26 protein-coding genes are annotated in these 25,651 nt (G+C 61.9%); 12 read left to right on the forward strand and 14 right to left on the reverse strand.

Annotated features, from left to right (window positions below; all coding sequences use genetic code 11):
• Positions 1 to 173: 173 nt before the first annotated feature.
• The 4 genes from aztA (at position 174) to JG747_RS24415 (ending at position 3,346) form a co-directional block, all read left to right on the forward strand.
• Positions 174 to 986 carry a zinc ABC transporter ATP-binding protein AztA gene (aztA, locus tag JG747_RS24400; RefSeq protein ID WP_019857528.1) on the forward strand — a complete coding sequence of 271 codons (813 nt, stop codon included), beginning with the start codon at positions 174 to 176 and terminating at the stop codon, positions 984 to 986.
• On the forward strand, positions 986 to 1,861 hold the full coding sequence (gene aztB / locus JG747_RS24405; protein ID WP_019857527.1) for a zinc ABC transporter permease AztB: 876 nt from the start codon (positions 986 to 988) through the stop codon (positions 1,859 to 1,861). Before aztA ends, aztB begins: the two co-directional genes overlap by 1 nt.
• A gap of 30 nt (positions 1,862 to 1,891) precedes the next feature.
• A complete protein-coding gene (gene aztC, locus JG747_RS24410) occupies positions 1,892 to 2,833 on the forward strand; it encodes a zinc ABC transporter substrate-binding protein AztC (RefSeq protein ID WP_064984786.1) in 942 nt (313 codons plus the stop codon).
• 174 nt (positions 2,834 to 3,007) lie between these two features.
• A complete protein-coding gene (locus JG747_RS24415; RefSeq protein WP_019857525.1) occupies positions 3,008 to 3,346 on the forward strand; it encodes a TIGR01244 family sulfur transferase in 339 nt (112 codons plus the stop codon).
• Here the strand turns inward: JG747_RS24415 and JG747_RS24420 are convergent.
• The gene (locus JG747_RS24420; RefSeq protein ID WP_202360221.1) at positions 3,343 to 3,810 is read right to left on the reverse strand and encodes an Lrp/AsnC family transcriptional regulator; all 468 of its coding nucleotides are present in this window, start codon (positions 3,808 to 3,810) and stop codon (positions 3,343 to 3,345) included. The two genes, JG747_RS24415 and JG747_RS24420, sit on opposite strands and share 4 nt — an antisense overlap.
• Positions 3,811 to 3,947: 137 nt before the next feature.
• On the opposite strand from JG747_RS24420, the gene hppD reads away from it, so the two are divergent.
• A complete protein-coding gene (hppD, locus tag JG747_RS24425; RefSeq protein WP_202360222.1) occupies positions 3,948 to 5,063 on the forward strand; it encodes a 4-hydroxyphenylpyruvate dioxygenase in 1,116 nt (371 codons plus the stop codon).
• A gap of 65 nt (positions 5,064 to 5,128) precedes the next feature.
• Positions 5,129 to 5,353 (forward strand): type II toxin-antitoxin system Phd/YefM family antitoxin, encoded by a 225-nt coding sequence (locus JG747_RS24430; protein ID WP_202360223.1) that lies wholly within the window; start codon positions 5,129 to 5,131, stop codon positions 5,351 to 5,353.
• A gap of 4 nt (positions 5,354 to 5,357) precedes the next feature.
• Here JG747_RS24430 and JG747_RS24435 read toward each other — a convergent pair whose 3' ends face one another.
• The 5 genes from JG747_RS24435 to hmgA are packed head-to-tail and all read right to left on the reverse strand — an operon-like array spanning position 5,358 to position 9,424.
• Positions 5,358 to 5,894 (reverse strand): DinB family protein, encoded by a 537-nt coding sequence (locus tag JG747_RS24435; protein ID WP_202360224.1) that lies wholly within the window; start codon positions 5,892 to 5,894, stop codon positions 5,358 to 5,360.
• A 3-nt stretch (positions 5,895 to 5,897) separates the two neighbouring features.
• Positions 5,898 to 6,191 (reverse strand): hypothetical protein, encoded by a 294-nt coding sequence (locus JG747_RS24440; protein ID WP_202360225.1) that lies wholly within the window; start codon positions 6,189 to 6,191, stop codon positions 5,898 to 5,900.
• Positions 6,192 to 6,201: 10 nt separating this feature from the next.
• The gene (locus JG747_RS24445; RefSeq protein ID WP_202360226.1) at positions 6,202 to 7,215 is read right to left on the reverse strand and encodes a fumarylacetoacetate hydrolase family protein; all 1,014 of its coding nucleotides are present in this window, start codon (positions 7,213 to 7,215) and stop codon (positions 6,202 to 6,204) included.
• Positions 7,212 to 8,099: an MBL fold metallo-hydrolase gene (locus JG747_RS24450; protein WP_202362351.1), complete on the reverse strand. Its 888-nt coding sequence runs from the start codon at positions 8,097 to 8,099 to the stop codon at positions 7,212 to 7,214. Before JG747_RS24450 ends, JG747_RS24445 begins: the two co-directional genes overlap by 4 nt.
• Before the next feature lie 11 nt (positions 8,100 to 8,110).
• Positions 8,111 to 9,424: a homogentisate 1,2-dioxygenase gene (hmgA, locus tag JG747_RS24455; protein WP_038652518.1), complete on the reverse strand. Its 1,314-nt coding sequence runs from the start codon at positions 9,422 to 9,424 to the stop codon at positions 8,111 to 8,113.
• 119 nt (positions 9,425 to 9,543) lie between these two features.
• Here hmgA and JG747_RS24460 point away from each other — a divergent pair, with 119 nt between their 5' ends.
• On the forward strand, positions 9,544 to 9,987 hold the full coding sequence (locus tag JG747_RS24460; RefSeq protein ID WP_019857516.1) for a MarR family winged helix-turn-helix transcriptional regulator: 444 nt from the start codon (positions 9,544 to 9,546) through the stop codon (positions 9,985 to 9,987).
• A 41-nt stretch (positions 9,988 to 10,028) separates the two neighbouring features.
• Here JG747_RS24460 and tdh read toward each other — a convergent pair whose 3' ends face one another.
• Together tdh and JG747_RS24470 are read right to left on the reverse strand one after the other, a co-directional pair.
• Positions 10,029 to 11,063, reverse strand: coding sequence for an L-threonine 3-dehydrogenase (gene tdh, locus JG747_RS24465; protein ID WP_019857515.1), 1,035 nt, complete (start codon positions 11,061 to 11,063; stop codon positions 10,029 to 10,031).
• A gap of 52 nt (positions 11,064 to 11,115) precedes the next feature.
• Positions 11,116 to 12,303: a glycine C-acetyltransferase gene (locus tag JG747_RS24470; RefSeq protein ID WP_202360227.1), complete on the reverse strand. Its 1,188-nt coding sequence runs from the start codon at positions 12,301 to 12,303 to the stop codon at positions 11,116 to 11,118.
• A gap of 308 nt (positions 12,304 to 12,611) precedes the next feature.
• On the opposite strand from JG747_RS24470, the gene JG747_RS24475 reads away from it, so the two are divergent.
• Together JG747_RS24475 and JG747_RS24480 are read left to right on the forward strand one after the other, a co-directional pair.
• Entirely contained in the window at positions 12,612 to 14,681 is a 2,070-nt protein-coding gene (locus JG747_RS24475) for a putative bifunctional diguanylate cyclase/phosphodiesterase (RefSeq protein ID WP_202360228.1), read from the forward strand.
• A 104-nt stretch (positions 14,682 to 14,785) separates the two neighbouring features.
• Positions 14,786 to 15,490, forward strand: coding sequence for a polysaccharide deacetylase family protein (locus JG747_RS24480; protein ID WP_240564722.1), 705 nt, complete (start codon positions 14,786 to 14,788; stop codon positions 15,488 to 15,490).
• A gap of 18 nt (positions 15,491 to 15,508) precedes the next feature.
• Here the strand turns inward: JG747_RS24480 and JG747_RS24485 are convergent, their stop codons facing one another.
• The gene (locus JG747_RS24485) at positions 15,509 to 15,937 is read right to left on the reverse strand and encodes a MarR family winged helix-turn-helix transcriptional regulator (RefSeq protein WP_019857512.1); all 429 of its coding nucleotides are present in this window, start codon (positions 15,935 to 15,937) and stop codon (positions 15,509 to 15,511) included.
• A gap of 115 nt (positions 15,938 to 16,052) precedes the next feature.
• Between JG747_RS24485 and JG747_RS24490 the strand changes: the two genes are divergently transcribed.
• Positions 16,053 to 16,460, forward strand: coding sequence for a hypothetical protein (locus tag JG747_RS24490; protein WP_202360230.1), 408 nt, complete (start codon positions 16,053 to 16,055; stop codon positions 16,458 to 16,460).
• Between the two features lie 158 nt (positions 16,461 to 16,618).
• Here the strand turns inward: JG747_RS24490 and JG747_RS24495 are convergent, their stop codons facing one another.
• Positions 16,619 to 18,664 (reverse strand): oxidoreductase, encoded by a 2,046-nt coding sequence (locus JG747_RS24495; protein WP_202360231.1) that lies wholly within the window; start codon positions 18,662 to 18,664, stop codon positions 16,619 to 16,621.
• A gap of 139 nt (positions 18,665 to 18,803) precedes the next feature.
• Here JG747_RS24495 and queF point away from each other — a divergent pair, with 139 nt between their 5' ends.
• Positions 18,804 to 19,265: a preQ(1) synthase gene (gene queF, locus JG747_RS24500; RefSeq protein WP_010915503.1), complete on the forward strand. Its 462-nt coding sequence runs from the start codon at positions 18,804 to 18,806 to the stop codon at positions 19,263 to 19,265.
• A 6-nt stretch (positions 19,266 to 19,271) separates the two neighbouring features.
• Here queF and JG747_RS24505 read toward each other — a convergent pair whose 3' ends face one another.
• Positions 19,272 to 19,856 (reverse strand): hypothetical protein, encoded by a 585-nt coding sequence (locus tag JG747_RS24505; RefSeq protein ID WP_019857507.1) that lies wholly within the window; start codon positions 19,854 to 19,856, stop codon positions 19,272 to 19,274.
• Positions 19,857 to 19,901: 45 nt separating this feature from the next.
• Here JG747_RS24505 and JG747_RS24510 point away from each other — a divergent pair, with 45 nt between their 5' ends.
• The gene (locus JG747_RS24510; protein ID WP_019857506.1) at positions 19,902 to 21,767 is read left to right on the forward strand and encodes a class I SAM-dependent methyltransferase; all 1,866 of its coding nucleotides are present in this window, start codon (positions 19,902 to 19,904) and stop codon (positions 21,765 to 21,767) included.
• Between the two features lie 341 nt (positions 21,768 to 22,108).
• On the opposite strand, the gene JG747_RS24515 is transcribed toward JG747_RS24510, so the two are convergent.
• The 3 genes from JG747_RS24515 to JG747_RS24525 all read right to left on the reverse strand — a co-directional run bounded on the left by JG747_RS24515 (position 22,109) and on the right by JG747_RS24525 (position 25,612).
• Positions 22,109 to 23,092, reverse strand: a complete 984-nt coding sequence (locus tag JG747_RS24515; protein ID WP_019857505.1) for a right-handed parallel beta-helix repeat-containing protein — start codon at positions 23,090 to 23,092, stop codon at positions 22,109 to 22,111.
• Positions 23,093 to 23,386: 294 nt separating this feature from the next.
• Complete coding sequence (locus JG747_RS24520; RefSeq protein ID WP_019857504.1) at positions 23,387 to 23,866, reverse strand: DUF3828 domain-containing protein; 480 nt, start codon at positions 23,864 to 23,866, stop codon at positions 23,387 to 23,389.
• Positions 23,867 to 23,962: 96 nt separating this feature from the next.
• Positions 23,963 to 25,612, reverse strand: coding sequence for an ABC transporter substrate-binding protein (locus JG747_RS24525; RefSeq protein WP_019857503.1), 1,650 nt, complete (start codon positions 25,610 to 25,612; stop codon positions 23,963 to 23,965).
• Between the last annotated feature and the right edge of the window lie 39 nt (positions 25,613 to 25,651).

Raw genomic sequence — 25,651 nt, forward strand, 5'->3', positions numbered from 1 at the left:
CGCTTCGGGCAAGGCCGCCGGGGCCAAATCCCCTTGGACCAGTGCGCAAACGACTCACGGCAAGCTGAGCCGCCGGTCGCAATTCCGCCTGATTGGCTTGTTGACTAATGTAATAACATCACATATCCAATCGGCCCTGCCCGCGGCCCGGTTTCGCTGCTCCACGGAACGACATGACCCAGACCTGCCTGACATTCCGTGACCTGACGCTGGGCTACAACAGCCACCCGGCGATCCACCATCTCGACGGCACGATCCGCAAGGGCTCGCTGACCGCCGTTGTCGGCGCCAACGGCTCCGGCAAGTCGACGCTGATGAAGGGCATTGTCGGCGTGCTGAAGCCTATGGCCGGTGAGGTTGCTCGCGCACCCGGCGTGCGCGCCGCCTACCTGCCGCAGCAATCGGAGCTCGATCGCTCCTTTCCCGCCCGCGTCGTCGACCTGGTCTCGCTCGGTCTCTGGCCGAAGCGCGGCATGCTCGGCCGCTACACATCAGAGGATCGCGCGGCGGTCAGCCAGGCGCTGATGGCGGTCGGCCTCGGCGGCTTCGAGAAGCGGCCGATCGACACGCTGTCGGGTGGCCAGCTGCAGCGCACGCTGTTTGCCCGCGTGCTGCTGCAGGACGCCGACCTGATCCTGCTCGACGAGCCATTCAACGCCGTCGATGCCAAGACGGTCGGCGATCTGATCGCCCTGATCAAGCGTTGGCACGGCGAGGAACGGACCATCATGGTCGTCGTCCATGATCTCGATCTGGTGCGGCAGAATTTTCCGGAGACGCTGCTTTTGGCCCGCCAGCCGATCGCCTGGGGCGAAACGCGCGAGACGCTGAAGCCGGAAAACCTTCTGCGCGCCCGTCGCTTCCATGAAGCCTGGGAGGAGAACGCGCCCTGGTGCGAGCCGGACGGGCACGGTCATGATCATGCCCATGGCCACGATCATCATGGCCACGATCACGACCATGACGCCGGGCCGAGGGCTGCCTGATGGACGCGCTCTACGGTCTGTTCATCGCACCGTTCGCCGATTTCGGCTTCATGCAGCGGGCGCTGTTCGGCTCGCTGATGCTGTCGTTGGGCGCCTGCCCGATCGGCGTCTTCCTGATGCTGCGGCGCATGAGCCTGTCGGGCGACGCCATGGCGCATGCCATCCTGCCGGGCGCGGCCGCCGGCTTCCTGTTCTATGGTTTGGAAATCCTGCCGATGACCATTGGCGGGCTGATCGCCGGTATTATCGTGGCGCTCGGCGCCGGTGCTGTCTCGCGTTTCACCATCCAGCGCGAGGACGCCTCGATGGCGGCCTTCTATCTGATTTCGCTGGCCATCGGCGTGCTGATGGTGTCGATCCGCGGCTCAAGCGTCGATCTCATGCATGTGCTGTTCGGCACGGTGCTGGCGCTCAACAATGAGGCGCTGACGCTGATCGGCGGCATCGTCGCGGTGACGCTGGTCAGCCTCGCCATCTTCTGGCGGGCTCTGGTCGCCGAATGCCTCGATCCGCTGTTCCTGCGTTCGGTCAGCCGCATGGGCAGCCCGGTGCACTTCATCTTCCTTGGTCTCGTCGTGCTCAACCTCGTCGGCGGATTTCAGGCGCTCGGCACGCTTCTGTCGGTCGGACTGATGATGCTGCCGGCGGCAGCCGCCCGCTTCTGGACGGTGCGCGTCGAGCCGATGTGCGTGCTGGCCGTGCTGATCGGCTTTGCCTCCTGCATCGCCGGGCTGCTGTTGTCCTATCACGCCTCGCTGCCGTCCGGACCTGCCATCATCCTGTCGGCCGGTGTCGTCTACTTCGCCTCGATCCTGTTCGGCACGCGCGGCATTCTGCGCGCCCGCATCATCCATCACCGTCACAGAACGGCCTGATCCCTCGCCCCTCGAAAGGAGACCCCGCCTATGCTGAGATCCATCCGTGCCGCTCTGGCGATGAGTGTTATAACATTAACTGCCTTTGGCGCATCGTCGGCGTTCGCGGCGCCGCTGAAAGTCGTCGCCAGCTTCACCGTCATTGCCGATTTTGCCAAAAATGTCGGCGGCGATCGTGTCGACATCACCACCATCGTCGGCCCGGATGGCGATGCCCATGTCTATGAGCCGAGCCCGGCCGACGCGGTCGCCATGGCCAAGGCCGATATCGTGCTGGTCAATGGCCTGCATTTCGAAGGCTTTTTGCAGCGGCTGGTCGATGCCAGCGCCACCAAGGCCTCGATCGTCACCTTGACCAAAGGCGTGACGCCGATCGACTTCAAACCTGAATTCGCCGACGCCGACGCGGCCGAAGGTGCCGGCACCGGTGGCGGCAAGACCGTTACCGATCCGCACGCCTTCCAGTCGATCGCCAACGCCAAGATCTATGTGAAGAACATCGCCGAGGCTTTCTGCGCGGCCGACAGCGACGGCTGCGTCGGCTACCAGACCAATGCCGCCGCCTACACCAAGAAGCTCGATGCGCTGGAAGGCGAAGTGAAGGCCGCGATCCAGTCGATCCCCGAGGCCAAGCGCGTCGTCATCACCTCGCACGACGCCTTCGGCTATTTCGAACACGAATACGGCCTGACCTTCCTCGCCCCGCAGGGCATTTCTACCGATTCCGAACCGTCGGCCGCCGATGTCGCCAAGCTGGTCGAGCAGGTGAAGCAGGACAAGGCGGCGGCGATCTTCGTGGAAAACATCACCAACCCGCGCCTGATCGAACAGATCGCCAGCGAAACCGGCATCAAGGTGGGCGGCACGCTCTACTCGGATGCGCTGTCGCAGCCCGATGGCCCAGGATCGACCTATATCGACATGATGCACAACAACATCCGCCAGATCAAAGGCGCGATCCTCGGCAGCTGAGGAGCGCCGTTCCCGGAAAAGGCGGAGGCCTTCCAGCCCGAACTGTGGCGATGCCTGCCCGTTGGAATCCTCGCCGGAAACGTCTATCTCTGCAGAACGATTTCCGCTGGCGGATTGCCGGCCACGTCGGGGAGTGGCAAGACTCCCTGCAAATCAGATTGCGAGGATGCTGCGATGGAATACCGCGAAATCAGCGACGACTATTCGGTCTCTGGCCAGATCCAGCCCGAAGACGTCGCCGCCATCAAGGAAGCCGGTTTCAAGAGCGTCATCTGCAACCGGCCGGATGACGAGCAACCCGGCCAGCCTTCGGCCAAAAGCATCGGATCGGCGGTCGAAGCCGCCGGCCTCGCCTTCCGCTATATCCCCGTCATCAGCGGCCAGATCACCGCCGAGAATGTCGAGGACCAGGCCGAGGCGCTGGACGAAATGGAGGGCCCGGTGTTCGCCTATTGCCGCTCCGGCGCGCGCTGCACGAATCTGTACGGGCTGATCCAGCAGTCGAAGGGTTAGATCGGCAGCGCGCCGGTTTCCTTCAGCGTTTCCAGCACGATCGCCGTCTTCACATGCTGCACGGATTCGTGCGGCAGGAGCACGCCGTTGACGAACTCCGACAGCGACTTCAGGTCGGGCGTCACCACCTTCAGGATATAGTCCATCTCGCCGGTCAGCGCGTGCGCCTCCTGCACCTCGGGCAGCCGCGCCACCAGTTCGCCGAAGCGCTGGGCGTTGTCGCGATTGTGGGTGGCCAGGGTCACCGAGATGACGTTGACCAGCGAGAAGCCGAGCTTGTCGCGGTCGAGCACCGCCCGATAACCCTTGATGTAGCCGTCCTCTTCGAGCCGCTGGCGGCGGCGCGAGCATTGCGACGCCGACAGGTTCACCCGCTCCGAGAGATCGTTGTTGGTCAGCCGCGCATCGCCTTGCAAGAACGCCATTATCTTGCGGTCAAATTGGTCAACGCGCGTCTCATCCATGGTTTTGTCTCTCAACATGCATGCTTCACGCATGACATCATCATTTCAAGCGTTTGAATGCAAGCACCATGCGCCTCCTCCGCGCTATGATGGCGTCAGATGGCCTTTTCGGGCCAAGCCAGCTTTGGAGGAACACCATGGGTCCCTTCCCACACGACGCCCCGCCCGCCAAAATCAGCAAGGACAACCCGGCCGGTACCGATGGTTTCGAGTTCGTCGAATTCGCGCATCCGGAGCCGCAGAAGCTGGCCGAACTGTTCACCCGCATGGGCTATGTGGCGGTCGCCAAGCATCGCAGCAAGGACATCACCGTCTGGCGCCAGGGCGACATCAACTATGTCGTCAATGCCGAGCCGGGCTCGCATGCCATGGAGTTCGCCGACAAGCACGGCCCGTGTGCCGCCTCGATGGCATGGCGCGTAGTCGATGCCAAGCACGCGTTCGACCATGCCGTCTCTAAGGGCGCCACGCCTTACGAAGGCAACGACAAGGCGCTCGACGTGCCGGCCATTGTCGGTATCGGCGGTTCGCTGCTCTATTTCATCGATGCCTACGGCAAGAAGGGCTCGGCCTACGACGCCGAATTCGAATGGCTCGGCGCGCGCGATCCTCGGCCGCAAGGCGTCGGTTTCTATTATCTCGACCACCTCACCCACAATGTCTATCGCGGCCAGATGGACAAATGGTGGGATTTCTACCGCGAACTGTTCGGCTTCAAGCAGATCCATTTCTTCGACATCGACGGCAAGATCACCGGCCTGGTCAGCCGCGCCATCACCTCGCCCTGCGGCAAGATCCGCATTCCGCTCAATGAATCCAAGGACGAGACCAGCCAGATCGCCGAGTATCTGAAGAAGTACAATGGCGAGGGCATCCAGCACATCGCGGTCGGCACCGACGAGATCTATACCGCCACCGACAAGCTCGCCGCCAACGGGCTGAAATTCATGCCCGGTCCGCCGGAAACCTATTACGACATGTCCTATGACCGCGTGAACGGCCATGACGAGCCGATCGAGCGGATGAAGAAGCACGGCATCCTGATCGACGGCGAAGGCGTAGTCGACGGCGGCATGACCAAGATCCTTTTGCAGATCTTCTCGAAAACCGTGATCGGGCCGATATTCTTCGAGTTCATCCAGCGCAAGGGAGACGAAGGCTTTGGCGAAGGCAATTTCCGCGCGCTGTTCGAATCGATCGAGCAGGACCAGATCAAGCGCGGCGTGATCAAGGTGGATGGCAAGGCGGCCTGAAGCCAAACAAGTCGCTTACGGCTCGACCGGTTATGACGTATTTTGGGTTATAACCGGTCCTAGTCATGAACGTATCCATCTCGGAAGCGAAAGCCAAACTATCGGAGCTCGTTAGGCGCGCGGAGGCCGGTGAGGATATTGCGCTCACGCGCCATGGGAAAATTGTTGCAAGGCTCGTATCACCGGCCACGAAGGGCTTGTTGCGCCGCATTGGCGCCTTCAAAGGCAGCGTCAGTATCGCTGAAGATTTTGACAAGCTCGGCCCCGAGTGGGCTGAATATCAGAAATAATGGGTCACAATCCCAGTCGCTCGACCTCCGCCTTCCTCAGCTTGATGTCATAGTCTAGCAAAAACTCGTCCAACTGTGGCGGCGCGACCGATGTGCCGGAGAGCATGGCATGCACCTGCCCGCGGTGATGGATGTCGTGCAGGAAGACATGGGCGAGGATGTCGCCGATCTTTTCGGGAATCATGCCGTCCTCGCGCCGGTCAGTGATAACGCGGCGGTCGAGATCGGCTTCCGTCAACCCATCGCAGAAGGCGATCAGCCGCCGGTCGGCCGCGACCTGCGCGGCAAAAAGCGGCTGCGGTTCGTCGAAGGGCACGAAATCATCATGGGCCGCGGCACCGACGCCGCCCTCTTCGAGAAAATCGAGATAGAGATAGTCGACCGCGAGAATGTGGTTGAGCGTCGCCTTGATCGACGGGAAGAAACTGGTGCGCTCGGCCTCGAACTCACCCGGCTTGAGCGCGAGCACGGCGCGATAGAGCCGGTCGTTCGACCAGAGATTGTTGCCGGCCATGCGGCGCAGATGGTCAAGCAGGGTCATGGTTCATCCTGCGGAGCGGGTCAGATGCAAGCCTGCCGCCATAATCGCGAAGCCGGCAAGAACGATCAGCAGCAACCCGTTCATGCGCCGACGCATGGCTTGCGTTTCCGGATCCCGTGCCACTTTCATGTTGGTGATCGTGTGAAACATCATCGCCTTGCGCGGGAAGCCGCTGCGGTTGGTCAGATCCGGCGAGCGCGCCTCGATGCAGTAGCTCAGCCGGATCGCCAGGATGAAAACCACCAGAAGCCCAAGCGCCCAGACGCCGGCCAGAAGATAGAACGCCTCCCCCGCCATTCCACACCCCCTATCCCTGGTATTTCTCGACCTTCTGCTCGATGGCGCCGAAGATCGAATGGCCCGTACTGTCCTTCATCTCGATGCGCACCGTGTCGCCAAAGCGCAGGAACGGCGTGCTCGGCTCGCCTGACACAATGGTCTCGATCATGCGCAATTCGGCGATGCAGGAATAGCCGGCGCCGCCTGCCGAGACCGGCTTGCCCGGGCCGCCGTCGAGCTTGTTGGAGACCGTGCCCGAGCCGATGATGGTGCCTGCCACCAGCGGCCTTGTGCGGGCGGCATGGACAATCAGCGCCGGAAAATCGAAGGTCATGTCGACACCGGCATTGGCGCGGCCGAACGGCTTGCTATTGAGGTCGGCAAGCAGCGGCAGGCTGACCTTGCCGCCATCCCAGGCATCGCCCAGTTCGTCCGGTGTCACCGCGACCGGCGAAAAGGCCGAGGACGGTTTAGACTGGAAGAAGCCGAACCCCTTGGCCAGTTCCGGCCCGGTGAGCGCGCGCAGCGTCACATCGTTGACCAACATGACCAGCCGGATCGCGGCGCGCGCCTCTTCGAGGCTAGCGCCCATCGGCACGTCGTCGACGATGACGGCGACTTCCGCTTCCATGTCGATGCCGAAAGCTTCGTCGGCCACGCGGATCGGATCGCGCGGTGGAATGAAGGAGTCCGAGCCACCCTGGTAGATCAGCGGATCGGTCCAGAAACTTGCCGGCATCTCGACGCCACGCGCTTTGCGCACCAGTTCAACATGGTTCACATAGGCGGACCCGTCAGCCCATTGATAGGCGCGCGGCAGCGGCGAATGCGCATCGTGCTCGTGAAAGCGGGCTGACGGCACCGCATTGTTCTCCAGCGATTCCGCTATTGTGCCGAGATGCGGCGAGACCCTGCGCCAGTCGTCGAGTGCCGCCTGCAGCGTGCGCGCCAGGAATGAGGCATCGGTGTACTGCGTCAGGTCGCGCGAGACGACGACGAGTTTCCCGTCGCGCGTCCCGTCCTTCAATGTGGCAAGCTTCATGCGGTTTCCTCTCCTTGCGCAGCTTTGGCGCCGCTTAATTCCACAACAAGGCCGTCGCGGGCGATCGTCAAGTCGCCGGCCCATGTTTTCCTGACAGCAGCAAGCCAGTCGACCTCGCCGATCTCCGCATCGTCAGCGGGAATGAGGTGGTTGAGCACCAGCCTCTTCACGCCGGCATCGCTGGCGATGCGTCCCGCGTCCTCGGCAAAGCTGTGGCTGGCGAGCAGATGTTCCCTGAGCCGTGCGCCGTTGCCGGTTCTGGCAACCAGCCGCTCGATGCCCTCTTCCAACATGGCTTCATGGACGAGAATGTCGGCATCCTTGGCGAAATCGGCGAGCGGTGGAAAGAAAGCCGTATCGGCGGAGAACACCACGCTTTTGCCGCCCTGCTCGAAGCGCAGGGCAAAACAGTCGGTCACCGGCGGATGATCGACGCGCAACGCCGTCACCTTGAGGCCGTGTTGATCGAGCACATGGCCCTCAGCGAATTCGCTGATCGAAACCAGTTCGCGAATGTCAGGCCGGCCCTCATCAACGATGCGGATTTCGATGTCGAACTCCATCGCCTGGCAGAAGCGCCGCCAGTAATGGCCGGTGCCGGGCGGGCCGAACACATTGACCGGTGTCGCCAGCCCCGCCGTCCAGGCGGTGTGGACCAGCGGCCCGAGTTCCAGCAAATGGTCGGAATGCAGATGGGTGATGAAGATCAGGTCGAGCGCCTTCAGGCTGATCCCGGCATCGACCAGACCGCGCGTCACGCCGAGCCCGCAATCGACGACGATGGTCCGCCCACCGATCTCAAGCAGCGAGGAACTCGGCCACGGTCCGCCTGGCCGCAGCGCCGGGCCGCCCTTCGAGCCCAGCAGCACCAGCCGGTCCGGCATTGGCTTGCCGCTCAAGACCAGTCGCCCTCGGGCGTGCCATTGAAGCGCTTCTTTAGGTCGGCCCAGCAGTCGATGTAATTGTCCTGCCGGGTTTCCAGTTCGGCGCCGTAGCGGGTCAGCATCTGCGGGAAACGGGTCTCGAACATGAAGGCCATGGTGTTGTCGAGCTTGACCGGTTTCAGCTCCGCGCGCGAGGCCTTTTCGAAGCCAGGCGCATCCGGGCCATGGGCCAGCATCAGATTGTGCAGGCTGATGCCGCCGGGAACGAAGCCTTCCTCCTTGGCATCGTACTGACCATGGATCAGCCCCATGAACTCGCTCATGATGTTGCGGTGATACCAGGGCGGACGGAACGTATCTTCCGCCACCAGCCAGCGCGGCGGGAAGATGACGAAGTCGATGTTGGCGGTGCCTTCCTCGCCGCTCGGCGCCGTCAGCACGGTGAAGATCGATGGATCGGGGTGATCGAACAGGATGGCGCCGACCGGCGAAAACGTCGCCAGATCATATTTGTAGGGCGCGTAGTTGCCATGCCAGGCGACGACGTCGAGCGGCGAATGGCCGATCTCGGTGACGTGGAAATTGCCGCACCATTTTACGATCAGCCGGCACGGCGTCTCCTTTTCCTCGAACCAGGCGCAGGGCGTCTTGAAGTCGCGCGGGTTGGCCAGGCAATTGGCGCCGATCGGGCCGCGGTCAGGTAAGGTCAGCTTGGCGCCGTAGTTTTCGCAGACATAGCCGCGCACTTCAGCGTCGACGAGCTCGACCTTGAAGACGAGGCCGCGCGGCAGCACGGCGATCTCGCCGGGCCGCAGTTCAATGACGCCCATCTCGGTGACGAAGCGCAAGGCGCCGACCTGCGGCACGACCAGCAACTCGCCGTCAGCGTTGAAGAAATGATCGTCGACCATCGATGTGTTTGCGACATAGACATGGGCTGCCATGCCGGTCTGCCCGAGCACGTCACCGGCCGTGGTGATGCTACGCATGCCCTGAATGAAATCGGTTGGCTCCTTCGGCATCGGCACCGGGTTCCAGCGATACTGGCCAAGCGCTAGTTCGTGATCGCCGACATTCGGCGCCGTCTTCCACAAGGGATAGCTCGCTGCCTTGAAACGGCCGGTGTGCTTGACGCTCGGCCGGATGCGATAGAGCCAGGAGCGCTCATTGGTGCCGCGCGGTGCGGTGAAGGGCGAGCCGGAAAGCTGCTCGGCATAGAGGCCGTAGGCCGGCCGCTGCGGCGAGTTCCGGCCTTGCGGCAGTGAGCCGGGGAGTGTCTCGGTCTCAAAATCGTTGCCGAAACCCGGCATGTAGGAAAAGGCCATCCGATCCTCCCTGATCCCGGCTCCAAGCTTCAAAATGCCAAGTCTGCCGGTGATATTGACCAAACTGGTTTCATCTGTAACCATCGAAAATGTAACTATCAACGGCCACGGCGCGCGTCATGGAACCCGACATTCTGGAGCTGGAAAGCTTCCTGCCCTACCGCCTCTACCGGCTTGCCGATGCCGTCAGCCGCGAATTCTCCAGGATCTACCGGGATCGCCACGGCCTGACGCGACCGGAATGGCGCACGCTTTCAGGCCTCGGCCAGCGCGGCACGATGACGGCGACCGAGCTCGGCGAGCAATCGGCCATGCACAAGACCAAGGTCTCGCGCGCGGTGGCCGAGCTGGAACGGCGGCGCTGGCTGACGCGCACGCCCGATGAAAGCGACCGGCGCGTCGAGCACCTGGCGCTGACCAAAGCGGGGCTTGCCGCCTATCGCGAGATGGTGCCGCTGGCGAAGGCGTTTGAAAGGCAGTTGCTGGAGAGGTTGAGCCACCAGGAGCGGGCTGCGATTGTCAGCGGAGTAGCCGCGCTGGAGGGCGCCCTGGAAGGAAAGTAGCTGATAGGCTGGCGCGAGGCGCCCCCCTCTCCTATCGGCAACTACCAATCCATCACCACCTTGCCCGAGCTGCCGCTCCTCATCGCGTCAAACCCCTCCTGGAAATCGTCGATGCCAATCCGGTGCGTGATCAACCCGGTCACATCGAGCGGGCCCTGCACCAGCGCGATCATCTTGTACCAGGTCTCGAACATCTCGCGGCCATAGATGCCCTTGAGATGCAGCATCTTGAAGATGACCTTGTTCCAGTCGATCTCGAAGCCGGTGGGCGCGATGCCGAGGATGGCGATCTTGCCGCCATTGTTCATGGTGTCGATCATGTCGCGGAAGGCGGGTGCCGCGCCCGACATTTCGAGACCAACATCAAAACCCTCGGTCATGCCTAGCGCCGGCATGACGTCGCGCAGCTTTTCCTTGGAGGCGTCGACGACATGCTGGACGCCGAGCTTTTTCGCCAGCGCCAGCCGCACCGGGTTGATGTCGGTAATCACCACTTTGCGCGCACCGACGCATTGCGCCACCAGCGCACCCATGATGCCGATCGGCCCGGCGCCGGTGACCAGCACGTCCTCGCCGACAAGATCGAAGGACAGAGCGGTGTGGACCGCATTGCCGAGGGGATCGAAGATCGCGGCGATCTCGTCCGGCACGTCGTCCGGGATCGGCACGACATTGTGCTGCGGGATCGCCAGATATTCGCCGAAGGCGCCGGGCCGGTTGACGCCGACGCCGAGTGTGTTGCGGCACAGATGCCCTCGCCCCGCGCGGCAGTTGCGGCAGTGGCCGCAGACGATGTGGCCCTCGCCCGAGACACGCTGGCCGACCTTGTATTCGGTGACCGCGGCGCCGAAATCGGCCACCGTGCCGACAAACTCATGGCCGGTCACCATCGGCACCGGCACGGTCTTCTGCGCCCACTGGTCCCAATTGTAGATGTGCACGTCGGTGCCGCAGATCGCAGTCTTCCTGATCTTGATCAGCACGTCGTTGGGGCCGATCTCCGGCACCGGCACCTCTTCCATCCAGATGCCTGGCTCGGCCTTGGCCTTCACCAGCGCCTTCATCATGTTCGACATTCTTTTGTCCCTTGAATCTCTTGATCCGGAATCGCTTTTCGGCGCCAGCCGCTCAGGCAATCACGCCCAGCTCCCTGCCGACCGCGCCGAAGGCCTCGACCGCCCTGTCGATATCGGCGCTGGAATGCGCCGCCGACATCTGCGTGCGGATGCGCGCCTGGCCCTTCGGCACCACCGGGAAGGAAAAGCCGATGACATAGATGCCGCGCTTCAGCATGCGCGCCGCCATCTCCTGCGCCAGCGTCGCATCGCCCAGCATCACCGGAATGATCGGATGGTCGGCCCCGGCCAGCGTGAAGCCGAGCTTGCCCATCTGCGACCTGAATCGCGCCGCATTGGCATAGAGGCGCTCGCGCAAGGCGTCGCCATTGCGGATCAGCTCGAACACCTTGATCGAGGCGCCGGCGATCGCCGGCATCAGCGTGTTGGAGAACAGATAGGGCCGCGAGCGCTGGCGCAGCCAGTCGACCACTTGCCTCTTGCCCGATGTGTAGCCGCCCGAGGCGCCGCCGAGCGCCTTGCCGAGCGTGCCGGTGATGATGTCGACCCTGCCCTCGACGCCGCAATGCTCGGCCGAGCCACGGCCATGTCTGCCGACGAAGCCGACCGCATGGCTGTCGTCGACCATGACCATGGCATCGTATTTGTCGGCAAGGTCGCAGACGCCCTCCAGGTTGGCGATGATGCCGTCCATCGAAAACACGCCGTCGGTGGCGATCAGCCGGAAGCGGCAATCCCTGGCTTCCTTGAGACGTGCCTCGAGATCGGCCATGTCGTTGTTGGCGTAGCGGAAGCGCTTAGCCTTCGACAGTCTGACGCCATCGATGATCGAGGCGTGGTTCAGCGCATCCGAGATGATCGCGTCTTCCTCGCCAAGCAGCGTCTCGAACAAGCCACCATTGGCGTCGAAGCAGGAGCCATAGAGGATGGTGTCTTCCATGCCAAGGAAGGATGAGATCGTCGCTTCGAGCTCCTTGTGTTCCTCCTGCGTGCCGCAGATGAAGCGCACCGACGCCATGCCGTAGCCATAGCGGTCCAGAGCCTGCGTGGCCGCCTTTCGCAGGTCGATGCTGTCGGCGAGGCCGAGATAGTTGTTGGCGCAGAAGTTCAGCACCTTCTCGCCACCGACTTCGATCTGTGCCGACTGCATCGAGGAAATTACCCGCTCGGACTTGTAGAGGCCGGCCGATTTGAGCCCGGCAAGCTCGCTGTCGATATGGGAGAGAAATGCTGCGGTCATGATCGGGCCTCGTTTGACGTGGCCAGACTGTCGTCCCGCCTGCGCAAAAAATCCATCGCAAAAGCGACCGGATGGGGTGGCCGGGCAGCATCAGATGAAACGCACGGGCACAGCCCAGGCCACCAGTTGGGAACACTTGCGCCAACCAATGTTCAAATGCAGCCCGGCGGCGAAACGAGCCGATAACCATTTCGCGATCTTTCCGCGTCATCCCCTTGCCGTCCGGCCGTCGGTTTCCGGTCCTGTTAACGTTTGCGGTTCAATGGTGCTCATACAGGAATCCGTTGGCGAGAGGGCCGCCCCCGAACATGTCGCAGCAGCCGGTGCAAACCGTTTCAGGCAAGCTCATATTGCTGATCAAGGCCGGCTATTGGCTGGCGCTGCTGATCATTGCCGCCATGGTGGCGGCCTCCTTCGTCCTGCTGCAGCAGACGATGGCCACGCAGCAGCACAACAACAACTTGCTCGACATTGTCGGCACGCAGAAGACCTTGTCGCAGCGTATCGTCTTCCTGGCCAGTGCAACGGGCGCCGCCTCGCGCGACAAGCGGCCGGCATTGGTCAGCGCGCTGAAGCAGGCCACCGCTGAATTCGAGACCAACTACGATCTGTTGCTCGAGCAGACCGGCGCGGATCCGCAATCGCCGGCCAAGCTCGATCCGAAGTCGATCGAGAGCGTGCTTTTCGCCAAACCCTTCCATCTCGATTATTTCTCGGTTGGGCTGATCGCCAATGGCGACCGTCTGATCTCAGCCCTTGAATCGCAACTCAATCTCGACAATGACGGCTACAAAGGCGGCGCCGAACGCGTCAACCTCGATGCCTCGGTCGCCAACGCCACCCTGTCGGGCTATGCCGCGCTTGGACAGCGCATCAGTGCCGATGCCGACGAGCGCTCCGAAAAGCTGCTCGCGCTTCACCGCACGCTGTTCTACGCCACCCTCGGCGTCATCCTGCTGGTGGCGCTGTTTATCTTCAGGCCGATGTCCAACGCGATCCTGCGCAAGACGCGTGAGCTGGTCGATGCGCGCAATTCGATGGCCTTCATCGCGGTTCATGACGGCCTGACCGGCCTGCACAACCGTACCTTCCTGACCGATCATTTCGACACGCTGATCAAGGGCGCACAACGCCGGCGCGAACGGCTGGCGGTGGTCCAGCTCGACCTCGACCGCTTCAAGCAGATCAACGATACGCTCGGCCACGCCGCCGGCGACTATGTCCTGGTCGTCACGGCCCAGCGCATGCGCGATTCCTGCCGGGCATCGGATCTGTGCGCGCGGCTCGGTGGCGACGAATTCGTGATGATCCTCAACGGAGCCGGCAGCACCGAAGACATCAACATGCTCGCGCGACGCATCCTGGCGCACATCAACGAGCCGATCGTCTTCCAGGGCACCACCATCCTTCCGGGCGCCAGCGGCGGCATCGCCGTCTATCCGATCGACGCCGACAACGCGCAGGACCTGCTCGTCCATGCCGATCTGGCGCTATACTCCGCCAAGAAAATGGGCGGCGGCAACTTCTCGTTCTTCTCGGAGGAGTTGCGCCGCGAGCTCGACTACCGCAAGCAGCTCGAACACGACATCAAGGTCGCCATCTCCGAGCGGGCATTCCAGGTCTATTTCCAGCCGCAGGTCTCCTTGACCGACGGCACGATCAGCGGCATCGAGGCCTTGGTGCGATGGAACCATCACGAGCGCGGCATGATCTCGCCGGGCGAGTTCATTCCGGTCGCCGAGAAATGCGGTTTCATGCCGGAGATCGGCCGCATCGTCATCAGCAAGGCGATCAACGAAGCCGCCGAATGGAACCGCGCCGGGATTGCCTTCGGGCGGCTTGCCGTCAATGTCTCCGGCACCGAGTTGCGCGAGCACGATTTCGATGCGTTCCTGTTCGAGACGCTGGAAAAGGCCGGACTGCCGCCGCAGAAACTGTCGCTGGAAATCGTCGAATCCGTCATTCTCGACGATGAGAAGACAGGCATCGCGGCGAAGCTGCGTCACATCAGGGCCGCCGGCGTCCATCTGGAGCTCGATGATTTCGGCACCGGCTATGCGTCGCTCAGTCACGTCAATCCCAATGAGATCGACCGGCTCAAGATCGATCGCCGCTTCGTCCAGAACATCCATGAGAATGGCGACAACTCGAAGATCGTGCGCGCCATCACCGAGCTTGCCCGCGGCCTCGGCATATCCATCGTCGCCGAGGGTGCTGAAACCGAGGCCGAACTCGACTCGCTGATGGCGATCGGCTGCGACCAGGTACAGGGCTATTCCATCGCCTTCCCGATGCCGCAGGACAAGGCGCTGGAATGGCTGACCGCCCGCATGCCGAAGAAGGCCAAACTGCGGGTCTTGCAGGGCAGCCTGGCGTAACGGCCCGCCTTGACAACCAGCCGCCGAAATGGCGGCCTGTCGCAAGTGCAAGCGGATCGCTGGAACTTATGACATTCTTTCGGTTTGTCCTGGCGGCCGTTCTGATGTCCGCGCTGCCGGCCCATGGGGCTGATCGCACCATCTATCTCACCTTCGACGACGGCCCGCTGAACGGCACCAGTAACATCCTCGACGTGCTGCAGGCAGAGCAGGTTCCGGCAACACTGTTCATGGTCGGCATGCATGCCGAGGCCAGTGCGTCCAACAAGGCGCTGGTGCGGCGCGCCAAGGCGATGCCGCTGGTGACGATCGGCAACCACAGCTACAGCCACGCCTATAATCATTACCGGCACTTCTATGGCGATACGGAAGGGGTGGTTGCCGACATGCTCATGGCGAATGCCGTGCTGGGCCTGAAGCCCGCGGTGCATGCACGACTGCCGGGGCGCGATGTATTCCGGTTGCCTTCCATGTCAAAGGACGACAACTCGCTCGGACCCGCGCAAGCCGGCCGCGAGGACCCCGACTACGAGTTCGTCGCCGCTTCCGGCTTCTATCTCTATGGCTGGGATCATGAATGGGTGCACAAGGACAGCGGCGAGCCGGTACAGAGCGTCGATCATCTGGTCAGCGAGATCGATCATCTGTTCGGCTATGGCCACTTCGCCAAGCCGGGCAAGCTGATCCTCTTGATGCATGACGAGATGTTCCAGGACGGTTTTGACGGCAAGACGAAGCTTACCGACCTGATCACCGCGCTGAAGCTGCGCCACTACGCCTTCGGAGCGATCCCGAATTATGACAACTGAGCCAATGGTTCGGTATTCCTAGCTTTCGACATTGTCGCGCAGCGCCGCCAGTACCTGCGCAAACTCCGCCAGGCGCTCGTCGGGCAGTCCTGTGCGAAGCCGCTTGTCGAAGGCAAGCGCGGCCTGCCGCAACGTCTCGAACAGCGCTTCTCCCGCTTGTGTCAATTCGACCAGATGGACCCGGCGGTTGACGGGATCGCGGCGGCGCGTCAGCAGACCCTGTGCTTCCATCGCATTGAGGTGGTGAGTCAGAGTCGCGCCCTGGATGCCGATCATGCCGGCGAGTTCGCGCTGATTGGCGAGTTCGCTGGACTTGACCGACAGCAGCGTGAGCCAGACCGGCAAGGTCCCGCCCGCTTCGACTAAAGCGGCGTCGAAGGCCTGGGCGACAAGCTTGGCGGTGCGGCCGAGATTCATGCCGACTGGCGGGCGTTCAAAGGGCGTCATTGCCGGACACTAGACGGTGTTTTTCCCAGATGGAACTGACTCTCGCTTTATACATTGACATCTAACTGTTAGATATCTAATTGTTAGATGCCCTGCAGATGAGAGGAGAGCCGTCATGCAATACATCTACATCGTCGTCATCGGTCTTCACGTCATGGCAGGCGTGTTCTGGGCCGGCACCACCGTCACGCTTGCCCGCGATCCCGAGATCAAGGCAGAACGCTTCATCCAGCCGCAGCTGGGCGCGGCCGGCATGGTTTTCCTGACCGGGGCGCTGCTGTGGTATTTCTTCCATGGCGCCTATTTCGGCTCGATGGAAATGGTGCTTGCACTCGGCATCCTCGCGGCTTTCGCCGCCGCCGGCGTGCTCGGCGCGATGGTCAAAGCGCCCAGCCGGCGGCTTGCCGGCGCCAATGCGGAAATCGAAACGCAACTGCGCGCCAGAATGGCCATGGGCGAACGCATCGCTGCCTGGCTGCTGGTGGTCACGGTGCTGTGCATGGCGATCGCCCGGATGGTCTGAGCATCGTCCGCGCCACAAAGCTTTGAGATCGCACGTTGCCGGCGGTGAGCCAATGACGTGCGGGCGCGCGGCCGGGCCGGCGTACATGGGCTCTCGTATGCAGGTCCGACCGCGCGCCACCGACGCCAACAATTGCGCCGGCCTGAGCAGGCCGTGCATCAAATCCGCAAGCCGAACCTGATGCCGTCATAGATGGCGGCATGGATGTTGCGCGAAGCGACCGCATCGCCGATGCGCAACAGCACGAAGCCTGCTTCGGGGTTGCGTGCCGGGAAAATGTCGCCGCCGCCGACCAGACTTTCATAGTCGATCGCGCCGCCATTCTTCGAAAGCGGCTTCAGGCTGAGGTAGAGATCGTCGAGCGGCGCCGTGCCGTGCTCGACCACCACCTGGTCGACCCTGCGTTCCCCGCGCCAGCCATCGGCAAAATCCGAAGCGAGTTCGGCGACCAGTTGGTTGCCCTCGCGCCGCACCGAGCGCAGGCGCGTGTTGATGGTGATGGTGACGCCTTTCTCCTGAAAAGCGCGCATATACGGCACATGGTTCATGCCGCCCATTTCGGGGGCAAAGAAACGCTCCGGCGAAACCAGTTCCAGCCTCGCACCGCTGTTGGCGATCAGTTCGGCCGCACCCATGCCCTGATGGCCGCCATTGTCGTCAAAGAGCAGCACGTTCTCGGCGGGCTTGACGCTACCGGCCATGATGTCCCAGCTCGACGTGACGAGATTGTCGCCGGCCGTCAACGGCGGGTTTTGCGGCAGGCCGCCGGTGGCGACGACCACCACATCGGGCGCCAGTGCCAGAACATCATCCTTTTCCGCCCAGGTGTCGTAGCGGATCTCGACGCCGAGCCGGTCGAGTTCGGCCAGCCGCCAGTCGATGATGCCGATCAGCTCCTTGCGGCGCGGATTCTGCGTTGCCAGACGTACCTGCCCACCCGCTTGCGAGGATGCCTCCAGGATCGTGACCTGGTGGCCGCGCTCGGCTGCGACACGCGCCGCCTCCAGTCCCCCGGCCCCGGCACCGACGACGACGACTTTCCGCTTCGGCCCTTCGGTCTTGACGATGATATGCGGAATCTCAGCCTCGCGGCCGGTCGCCGCGTTGTGGACGCAGAGGGCCTCGCCGCCTTCATAGATGCGATCGAGACAGTAGGTGGCGCCGACGCAGGGGCGGATCTCGTGCTCGCGGCCTTCCATCACCTTCCTGATGATGTGCGGATCGGCAATATGCGCACGGGTCATGCCAACCATGTCGAGCTTGCCGGTGGCGATCGCATGGCGCGCGGTGGCGACATCGGAGATGCGCGCCGCATGAAAGGTCGGGAACTTCGTCGCCGCCCTCACCTCTCCGGCAAAATCGAGATGTGGCGAAGACCGCATGCCGGTAACCGGAATGACCTTGGTCAATGCCGTGTCGCTCTCGATCGAACCGCGGATGATGTTGAGGAAATCGACCTTGCCGGAGCCGGCCAGCCGCCTGGCGATCTCGACGCCTTCCTCCTTCGACAGGCCATGCGGAAAGTCCTCGTCGGCGACCATGCGGATGCCGACGACGAATTTCTCGCCAACCGCTCCCCGCACCGCATCCAGCACCATGTTGGTGAAGCGCAGGCGATTTTCGAGCGAGCCGCCATACTCGTCGTCGCGATGATTGGTGGCCGGCGACCAGAAGCCATCCATCAAATGGCCGTAAGCCTCGAACTCGATGCCATCGAGGCCGGCGGCCTGACAGCGCTGCGCGGCCGACGCATAGTCGGTAACGATGCGTTCGATGTCCCACTCCTCGATGGTTTTTGGGAAAGCGCGGTGCGCCGGTTCGCGCACCGGCGAGGCCGAGAGCACCGGCAGCCAGTCGGCCTTGTTCCAGCCGGTGCGGCGACCAAGATGGGTGATCTGGATCATCACCTTGCAGTCATGCTCGTGGCAGGCCTCGGCGAGTTCGGCCAGCCAAGGCACGATGCGGTCATCATAGACATGCAGATTGCCGAAGGCCGCGGGACTGTCGCGTGAAACGATCGCCGAGCCGGCGGTCATGGTCAGCGCCATGCCACCTTTGGCCTTCTCGGCATGGTAGAGCCGGTAGCGTTGTTTCGGCATGCCGTCCTCGGAATAGGCCGGCTCGTGGCTGGTCGACATCACCCGGTTCTTCAGCGTCAAATGCTTGAGCTGGTAGGGCTGGAGAAGCGGATCGTTGCTGGTCATCGTCTTCCTGCGGTTTCAAATTGCGCTGGAGCAGCAGGGAGCTGCCGCATTTCCTATTTAAGCATCGGATTCGTCTGAAAACCGCTGCGCACGTTTCGGTCCGATGCTAATGAGCGGCAAATTCGAAGGAACCCCGCCCATGATCGACACCAAAACCCTTACCCAGCTCGGCGCGCACGTCGAGACGCCACAGAGCCCCGAAGCAGCGGTCCTGGAAACCGTGCCGTTTTCGCGCGGCGACGGCCCGCCGGCGATCGTGCGCTTCACCTGCCCCGAGTTCACCTCGCTGTGCCCGGTGACCGGCCAGCCGGATTTCGCCCATATCGTCATCGACTACGCACCCGATGCGGCTTTGGTGGAATCGAAGTCGTTGAAGCTGTTCATGACCTCGTTTCGCAACCACGGCGCCTTCCATGAGGATTGTACCGTCATGATCGGCCGTCGCATCGTGGCAGCAACCAAGCCGCTGTGGTTGCGCATAGGCGGCTATTGGTATCCGCGCGGCGGCATTCCGATCGACGTTTTCTGGCAGACCGGCGCTCCACCTGAAGGCGCCTGGCTGCCGGACACCGGCGTCGCCCCCTATCGCGGGCGCGGCTGAGCCCCCTCATTCGCACTGATACTGGCTGAGCGCCCATTCGCCGGTCACCGACAGAAGATCAGAAATCTTCCAGTCACCGCCAACCTTCTTGAGCTTCCATTCGAGACGGTGCTGGTGACCTTCGACAACGAACGCCACGACCACCTTGGCTTCGTCGTCGTTGGCGGCCTCGACCGTGCGCAAGCTCCGGTCGATGGCGAGCTTGTCGTAGTCGGCGTTGTCGAGTGCCATGTTGGGGTCGAGGCATTCGCCCTCACCCGAAGCGCGCAGCGCGTCACTCTTGTCGAGCACGGTTTTCGCTGGATCGATGAAGTTCTTGCGTTGGGCTGGATCGAGTTCCAGCCCGGGATGTTCGTAAAAGGGCTTCACCACCGCCGTCGGCGATCCCGGCAGAACGGGCGCCGCCGGCGGCAACTCGACCGGCTTTTCCTGCGGCGCCGGCGTTGCGGCAGGAGGCGTAGCGTTGTTGTCTGGAGGCTGGCCGCCGGCGGACGGCGCGTTCGGCGGTGGTGAGCCGAACAGACCTTGAGCGGCGGCGGCGCAGGACCCAGTCAAAACGCACACGATCACCAGGGCCATAAGACGGGCCATCGCATCACTCCAGGCTTCTAACGGTCATGCGGTCAGGCCGGCGGAATGTCCAGCCTTTGGTCGTCGAAACCTGGTCACAAAGATGCAGAATTTGAGGAAGCCAACAAGCACGTCGAGGCGCACGGTTCGCGCGGCTGCCCGCGCGAAGCGTTCAAAAACAATCATTTCAGCGGAACCATCGGCGAATCAGGATCATCGGCAACGCAAACGACCCCAAAGCCTGCCGGCACCAAGAAACTTACAGCCATGTCTGGCTGGCGGGTTTGCGTATATTGTGCCAGTACCCTGGCCGGTTCCGTCAACAAGGAAGACCGTCTCTTGAACTATCTAGACGCCTTGGGGCTAACCCATGAAACGCTTCGGCCGGCCAACTATTGCGAGATCGGCTGCAGACTGGGCTATAGCCTGGCTCTGTCAAGAGTCCCGGCCATCGGCATCGATCCCGACTATGAGATCAAGGTCGCGTTGACCGCCCCCACGCGGTTGTTCAACACCACGAGCGACAGTTTCTTCGCACGCGACGACGTGGCGCAAATTCTCGGGGCACCCATCGATTTGGCGTTCATCGACGGGTTGCATCTTGTCGAATTCGCACTGCGCGATTTCATGAATCTGGAGAAGCATGCCAGCCCAGACAGCGTCATTGTCATTGATGACCTGCTGCCCCAGCACATGGATTACGCATCACGGCAACGCAACACAACTATCTGGACTGGTGATGTCTATCGCCTAATACCTATTCTTCGCCACTACCGGCCCGATCTGGACATCCGAGTTTATGATGTCGACATGAAGGGTTTCGGCCTGGTGACCCGGCTCGATCCGTCGTCGAACGTGCTGACCGCCAACTATGGCGCCATCGAAGCCGACATACTGGCTGGGAAGTGGTCATTTCCAACCGTCGCAGCCATCCGGGACCACATGCAACCACGCGCCACGGATCTGTTGGTTAACGATCTTGGGATCGTCGCGGCACAGCGCGCGGCCAAGGCTTCGATGCAATCGGACCGGCGCGTGGCGCCGGCATTGTTGCAGTGCAGGCCGCGCCTCTCGGTCATCATCTGTGCCTACGAGATGGCGCGCGAGGCACCCCGCACGATCCTGTCCACGACCGCTCCCTATCAGAAGGGACTGAGGTCGGATGAATACGAAGTCATCGTTGTCGACAACGGTTCAAGCACGCCGCTCACATACGACAATCTGCCGCCAAATGTGCAAATCGTAAGAGCACCAGACCCCAGGCAATCCCCGGTGTTTGCTCTGAATTGGGCTGCCCGCGAAATCGCCAAAGGGGAGATTTTGTTGTTTGCCATCGATGGCGCCCGCATATTCTCCGAACGGCTGATCGAGGAGACTGTAAAAGCTCATGACCGGATGGAGGATGCCTTTGTGTTCTCTCTGGCCTGGCATATTGGTCCCAAGGTGCAAATGGAGTCGGTGCCGGAAGGATATGGGGCAGAGATCGAAGACGGATTGATCCGTGCGGCGCGCTGGCCTGACGAGGCGGACGGGCTGTTCGGGATTTCGGTACTCGCCGGATCCTCAAGCAATGGTTTCTTCGGCGACATCACGGAAAGCAATTCTTTCTCGATAAGCCGCAGGTCGTTCGACCGACATGGTGGCTTCGACGAACGTTTCACGTCCCCAGGCGGCGGCTTGGCAAATCTCGAGATATTTCGTCGCTACGTGACGCGCCCTGACGCGCGCAATGTCTGCCTGCTCAGCGAGGGGACGTTTCACCAGGTCCATGATTCGGTGGCGACCTCGGGCAAAAACAGGTGGGAGGCCTTTGCCAGCGAATACGAGGCAATCTTTGGCGGTCCCTATCTCAGACCTTCATATCATTGCTTTTATCAGGGAAAGCCCCGCGCCGGTATGGTTCCATTTATCCTGCAATCGCTTCAGGGTTGATTGCCGGTCGCCTGCGAAACGCGATGGAGCGGGTTTCAAGATGTTCCGTGCGGCTAAGCAGCCTGAAGGCTGCCAGCGCGGCGCCATGCAGCACCGAAACAAAGTGGCTAGATCTTTTCACCGTTTCACGGAAACGGCGAACTACTCGAACCCTCTGTTTTGAGCAGTTCCCAAGGGAAAGTGCTGCGCGTTTTTTCGGGAAAGCCGCACACACTTTTCCTGGAACTGCTCTTGCTGAAGCACACCCAAAGTCCGTGGAAGGCTTGGTCTTAAGGTCTTACTGCATTCCACCGGACAGCGAGCACGGCCCGGTGGAATGATCTGTCATGCAACAAGAACGCTTATTGCAGCGGCGCGCCTCCAGGTCCAGGGAATGCCGTCAGCGGCGTGCCATCCGAGACATTTCCGGAAATCATGTTGTTCTTGAACGACTGCACCACACCCGATCCGCTAGCGCCGACACCGGTTAAGTTGGCGAACACGGTCGATCCGCCAAGAGTGACGATCGAACTGCCGGCGCCGCTGGCAGCCGCACCATTGGCATTCACGCCCACGCCGGCATTGGATGACACCGTCGTATTTGTTACCGTGGCGCGGACCGGGGAGGCTGCGGCAACCGTCTTCACGGTCACGCCGTTGCCGCCGTTCCCGCTGACCAGGCTAGCCGTCAACGCGATATTTATGGCCAAGGTGTTACCCGTCCCATCGACGGTGATACCGGTGCCGTTGTTTGTGACCTCCGTTCGTGTGAACGCAGCGTTTATCCCAACGGCGCCAGTCGTCTTGATCAGAATGCCATTCGTGGCTGCCTCGGATATCCGGGTATTGCTGATATAGACTTCGGTAGGTCCGTTCGGCGCGACTTCCACGCCCTGGCCGGTGACCCGCTGGATGATCGAATCCTCGATATGCAGTTGGCCCTGGCCAAGAAAGCGCACGCCATTTACGCCCGTGCCCACGCCATCGATATCCAGCCCCCTGAGATGCACAACGCTTCCAGCCGGAGCGTTGACAACGACACCATTGGTTCCGGCGGAGAGAACCCCGCCTTCCGTATATACACAGTCGATCGTAATCGACTTGGTGATTGTCACCACACCGAAGCCACCTGGATCGAGGCAGTTGATCTCCCCGCTGACAGCCGTCTTCGAGATCGCGCCGGCAAAGGTCTTGCAAGGCGCCGTGCGGCTGCACGGATTGGCGTCGTCGCCGACGCCGGAAACCCAGGTCCGGGTCGCTTGAGCGGAAGCCGGCGTGGCGATCACCGCCATCGCCAAAGCGAGAAACAGCGATGATAATAGGTAGCCTAGAATTTTCGTGATCATTCCCCCTAAATTGAACAAGAGATTCGTCCACAACCAAGCGGAGGAAGTCTAGCGCTTCGCCTTGTCAAAAGCAACGTGACGTCAAAACCGGATCGCTGATTTGAATTTCTCGTGTGCGTGGCAATCCGCCAAGCTACGCAACCGCCATCATGCCATTGTTACATCGCCTTCACACTACATTCGAAGCGCTTGGCATTCCATGAAATTTAGAAACTTCACGCGTCGGAGATGCCGAGCGCGACATGATTCCGCCGTTTCGACGCCCCCCGGCCGGAACGGCCAAGGCTCATGGCATCACTCCGGATCTTGGCCCGCCATGCATTCGAGCTGGCTCAGCGTCCAGCCGCTGGTCTTCGAAGCAATGTCCGATACCTTCCATTTGCCGTCGACCTGCTTCAGCGACCAGCGCATTTCGCGTTGCGAATCGTCTCCGTCCGAAAACAGCTTGAAGCTTGCCACCACTTGTGCCGCGTCGCCATCCACCGTCTCGGACAATTTCAGGGTTTTGGAGACGGTCTTCTGGTCGAAATCCTGCGCATCAAGACCGGGATCGAAGTCGATGCAGGCGACCTGGTCGGGATTCTTCTTGGTCGCCTGGTCGTTGAGATCGAACAGTTTCGTCACCGGCTCGACGAAACGATCCCGGTATTGTGCGTCGGCCTCGAATTTGACCGCCGGAACATAGAAGAACTTCACGGCGTCGGACGCCGGTCCGGCGAAGGCGGCCGCGGGCAAGGCTGTCGCGAGGGCGGCAAGGAGCACTGTCCGTCTCATGCAGGATCTCCGGCTTTTGATGGCTTGAAGCAATCAACACCACGCATCCTGCATACCGGCTTTTTTGCCGCTCATGAAGCCCCTGCCCGGCTCCTTTCAGCCGTCGAGCCAGACGTTCTGGAGGTCCATCTCGAAGGTCTGGTGGACGCCGTAGTTCTTCACCTTCTTGCTGGTGTGGCTATACAGCTTCTGCCAGAACGGCTGGATGATGACTCCGGAGTCCTGCAGGATCTGCTCGACGTCCTTCATCACCTCCTTGCGCTTGGCGACGTCGATCAGCGAGAGCGCCTGTTTGAGCTTGGCGTCGAAATCGGGATTGGAATAGGCTGACTCATTCCACGCCTCGCCGCTGCGATAACCCAGCGCCAGCACCTGGACGCCAAGCGGACGCATGTACCAGATGGTCATCGAATAAGGATATTTCGTCCAGTCGTTCCAGAAGGTCGACCCCGGCAGCACCGTGCGCTTCACCTTGATGCCGGCATCGCGCAATTGACCGGCGATCGCGTCGCCGGTGTTCTTCTGCCAATCGTCCTCGATGGTGATCAGCTCGTGCTCGAAGTCGGCCTGACCGGCTTCCGCCATCAGTTTCTTGGCGCCGGCGGCGTCACGCTCCTTCTTGGGCAGGGGATAATATTCCGGATGGATCGGGCTGACATGATGGTTCTCGCCGACCGTGCCGCGCCCGGCATAGCCGAGCTGCAAGACGGCATTGTTGTCGACGGCCATCTGCAGCGCGTTGCGCACCCTCTTGTCGTCATAGGGCTTGTGCGTGATGTTGGTGCGGGCAACCAGTGTCGTTGCCGTCGCGACCTCGGATTTCTGCAGGCCCATCTTGTCGAGAATGTCGATGAAGTCGGCCGGGCTCTCGAAATTGAGGTCGATCTCGCCGGAATCAAAAGCGTTCACCGTGGCATTGAAGTCGGTGCCGTAGTCGACGAATTCGACGCCGTCGAGCGGCGTCTCGCCACCCCACCATTTGCCGTTCTCGCGGCGCTTCACCACCGCCTTCTGGCCGACATCGTAAGAGACGAGTTCGAACGGACCCGTCCCGATCGGCTTCTTGACCGGATCGGCGCCGTCGGCATCGAAGTTGCGGTGGACGACGAGCGCGGGATAATCGGTTAAGTTCGGGATCAGCGAAATGTCGGGTTCGCTGAGCTTCAGCTTGACGGTGTGGTCGTCGACCTTGGTGATCGCGCCGTCCCGCGCCTTGCCGGTTTTTGCGTCGATCAGCGCGCCGACGCGTGCGGCCATCGAATTGCCGGCGACGCCTTTTTCGCACCAGCGCGCCAGATTGTAGGCGATGTCATCGGCATTGAAGGCATCGCCATTGTTCCAGGTGATGCCCTTGCGCACATGCAGGACATATTCGGTGGCGTCGTCGTTGATATCCCAGCTTTCGAGCAGCACCGGCTCGAAGGTGAATTGCCTGGTGTAGCGCACCAGCGGCTCCAGCCAGCTGCGCGAAATGTTGGCCAGTTCCACCCAGTCGTAGGTGCGCGGGTCCTTCTGCGCCTTGACCGACATCGAGACGCGCAGTGTGCCGCCCTTCTTCGGCTCCTCGGCCAGGGCCTGTCGCGGCGCGGCAAGGCCGATCATGCCATAGGCAAGAGCCGTCGATGCACCGAAGGCGCTCGCCAGCGCCAGGAACTCACGCCGGTCCATGCGGCCGGCGCGTGCCTCTTGCGCCATGGCCTCGATAGCGCTCGGGACGCGGTCGCCATTGCTTGTGAAAAATGTCATTTTCTTCCTCCCTTATGGTTCCCGTCGGGTCTTCGCCCT

Source organism: Mesorhizobium sp. 131-3-5, assembly GCF_016756575.1.
Classification (GTDB): Bacteria; Pseudomonadota; Alphaproteobacteria; order Rhizobiales; family Rhizobiaceae; genus Mesorhizobium; species Mesorhizobium jarvisii.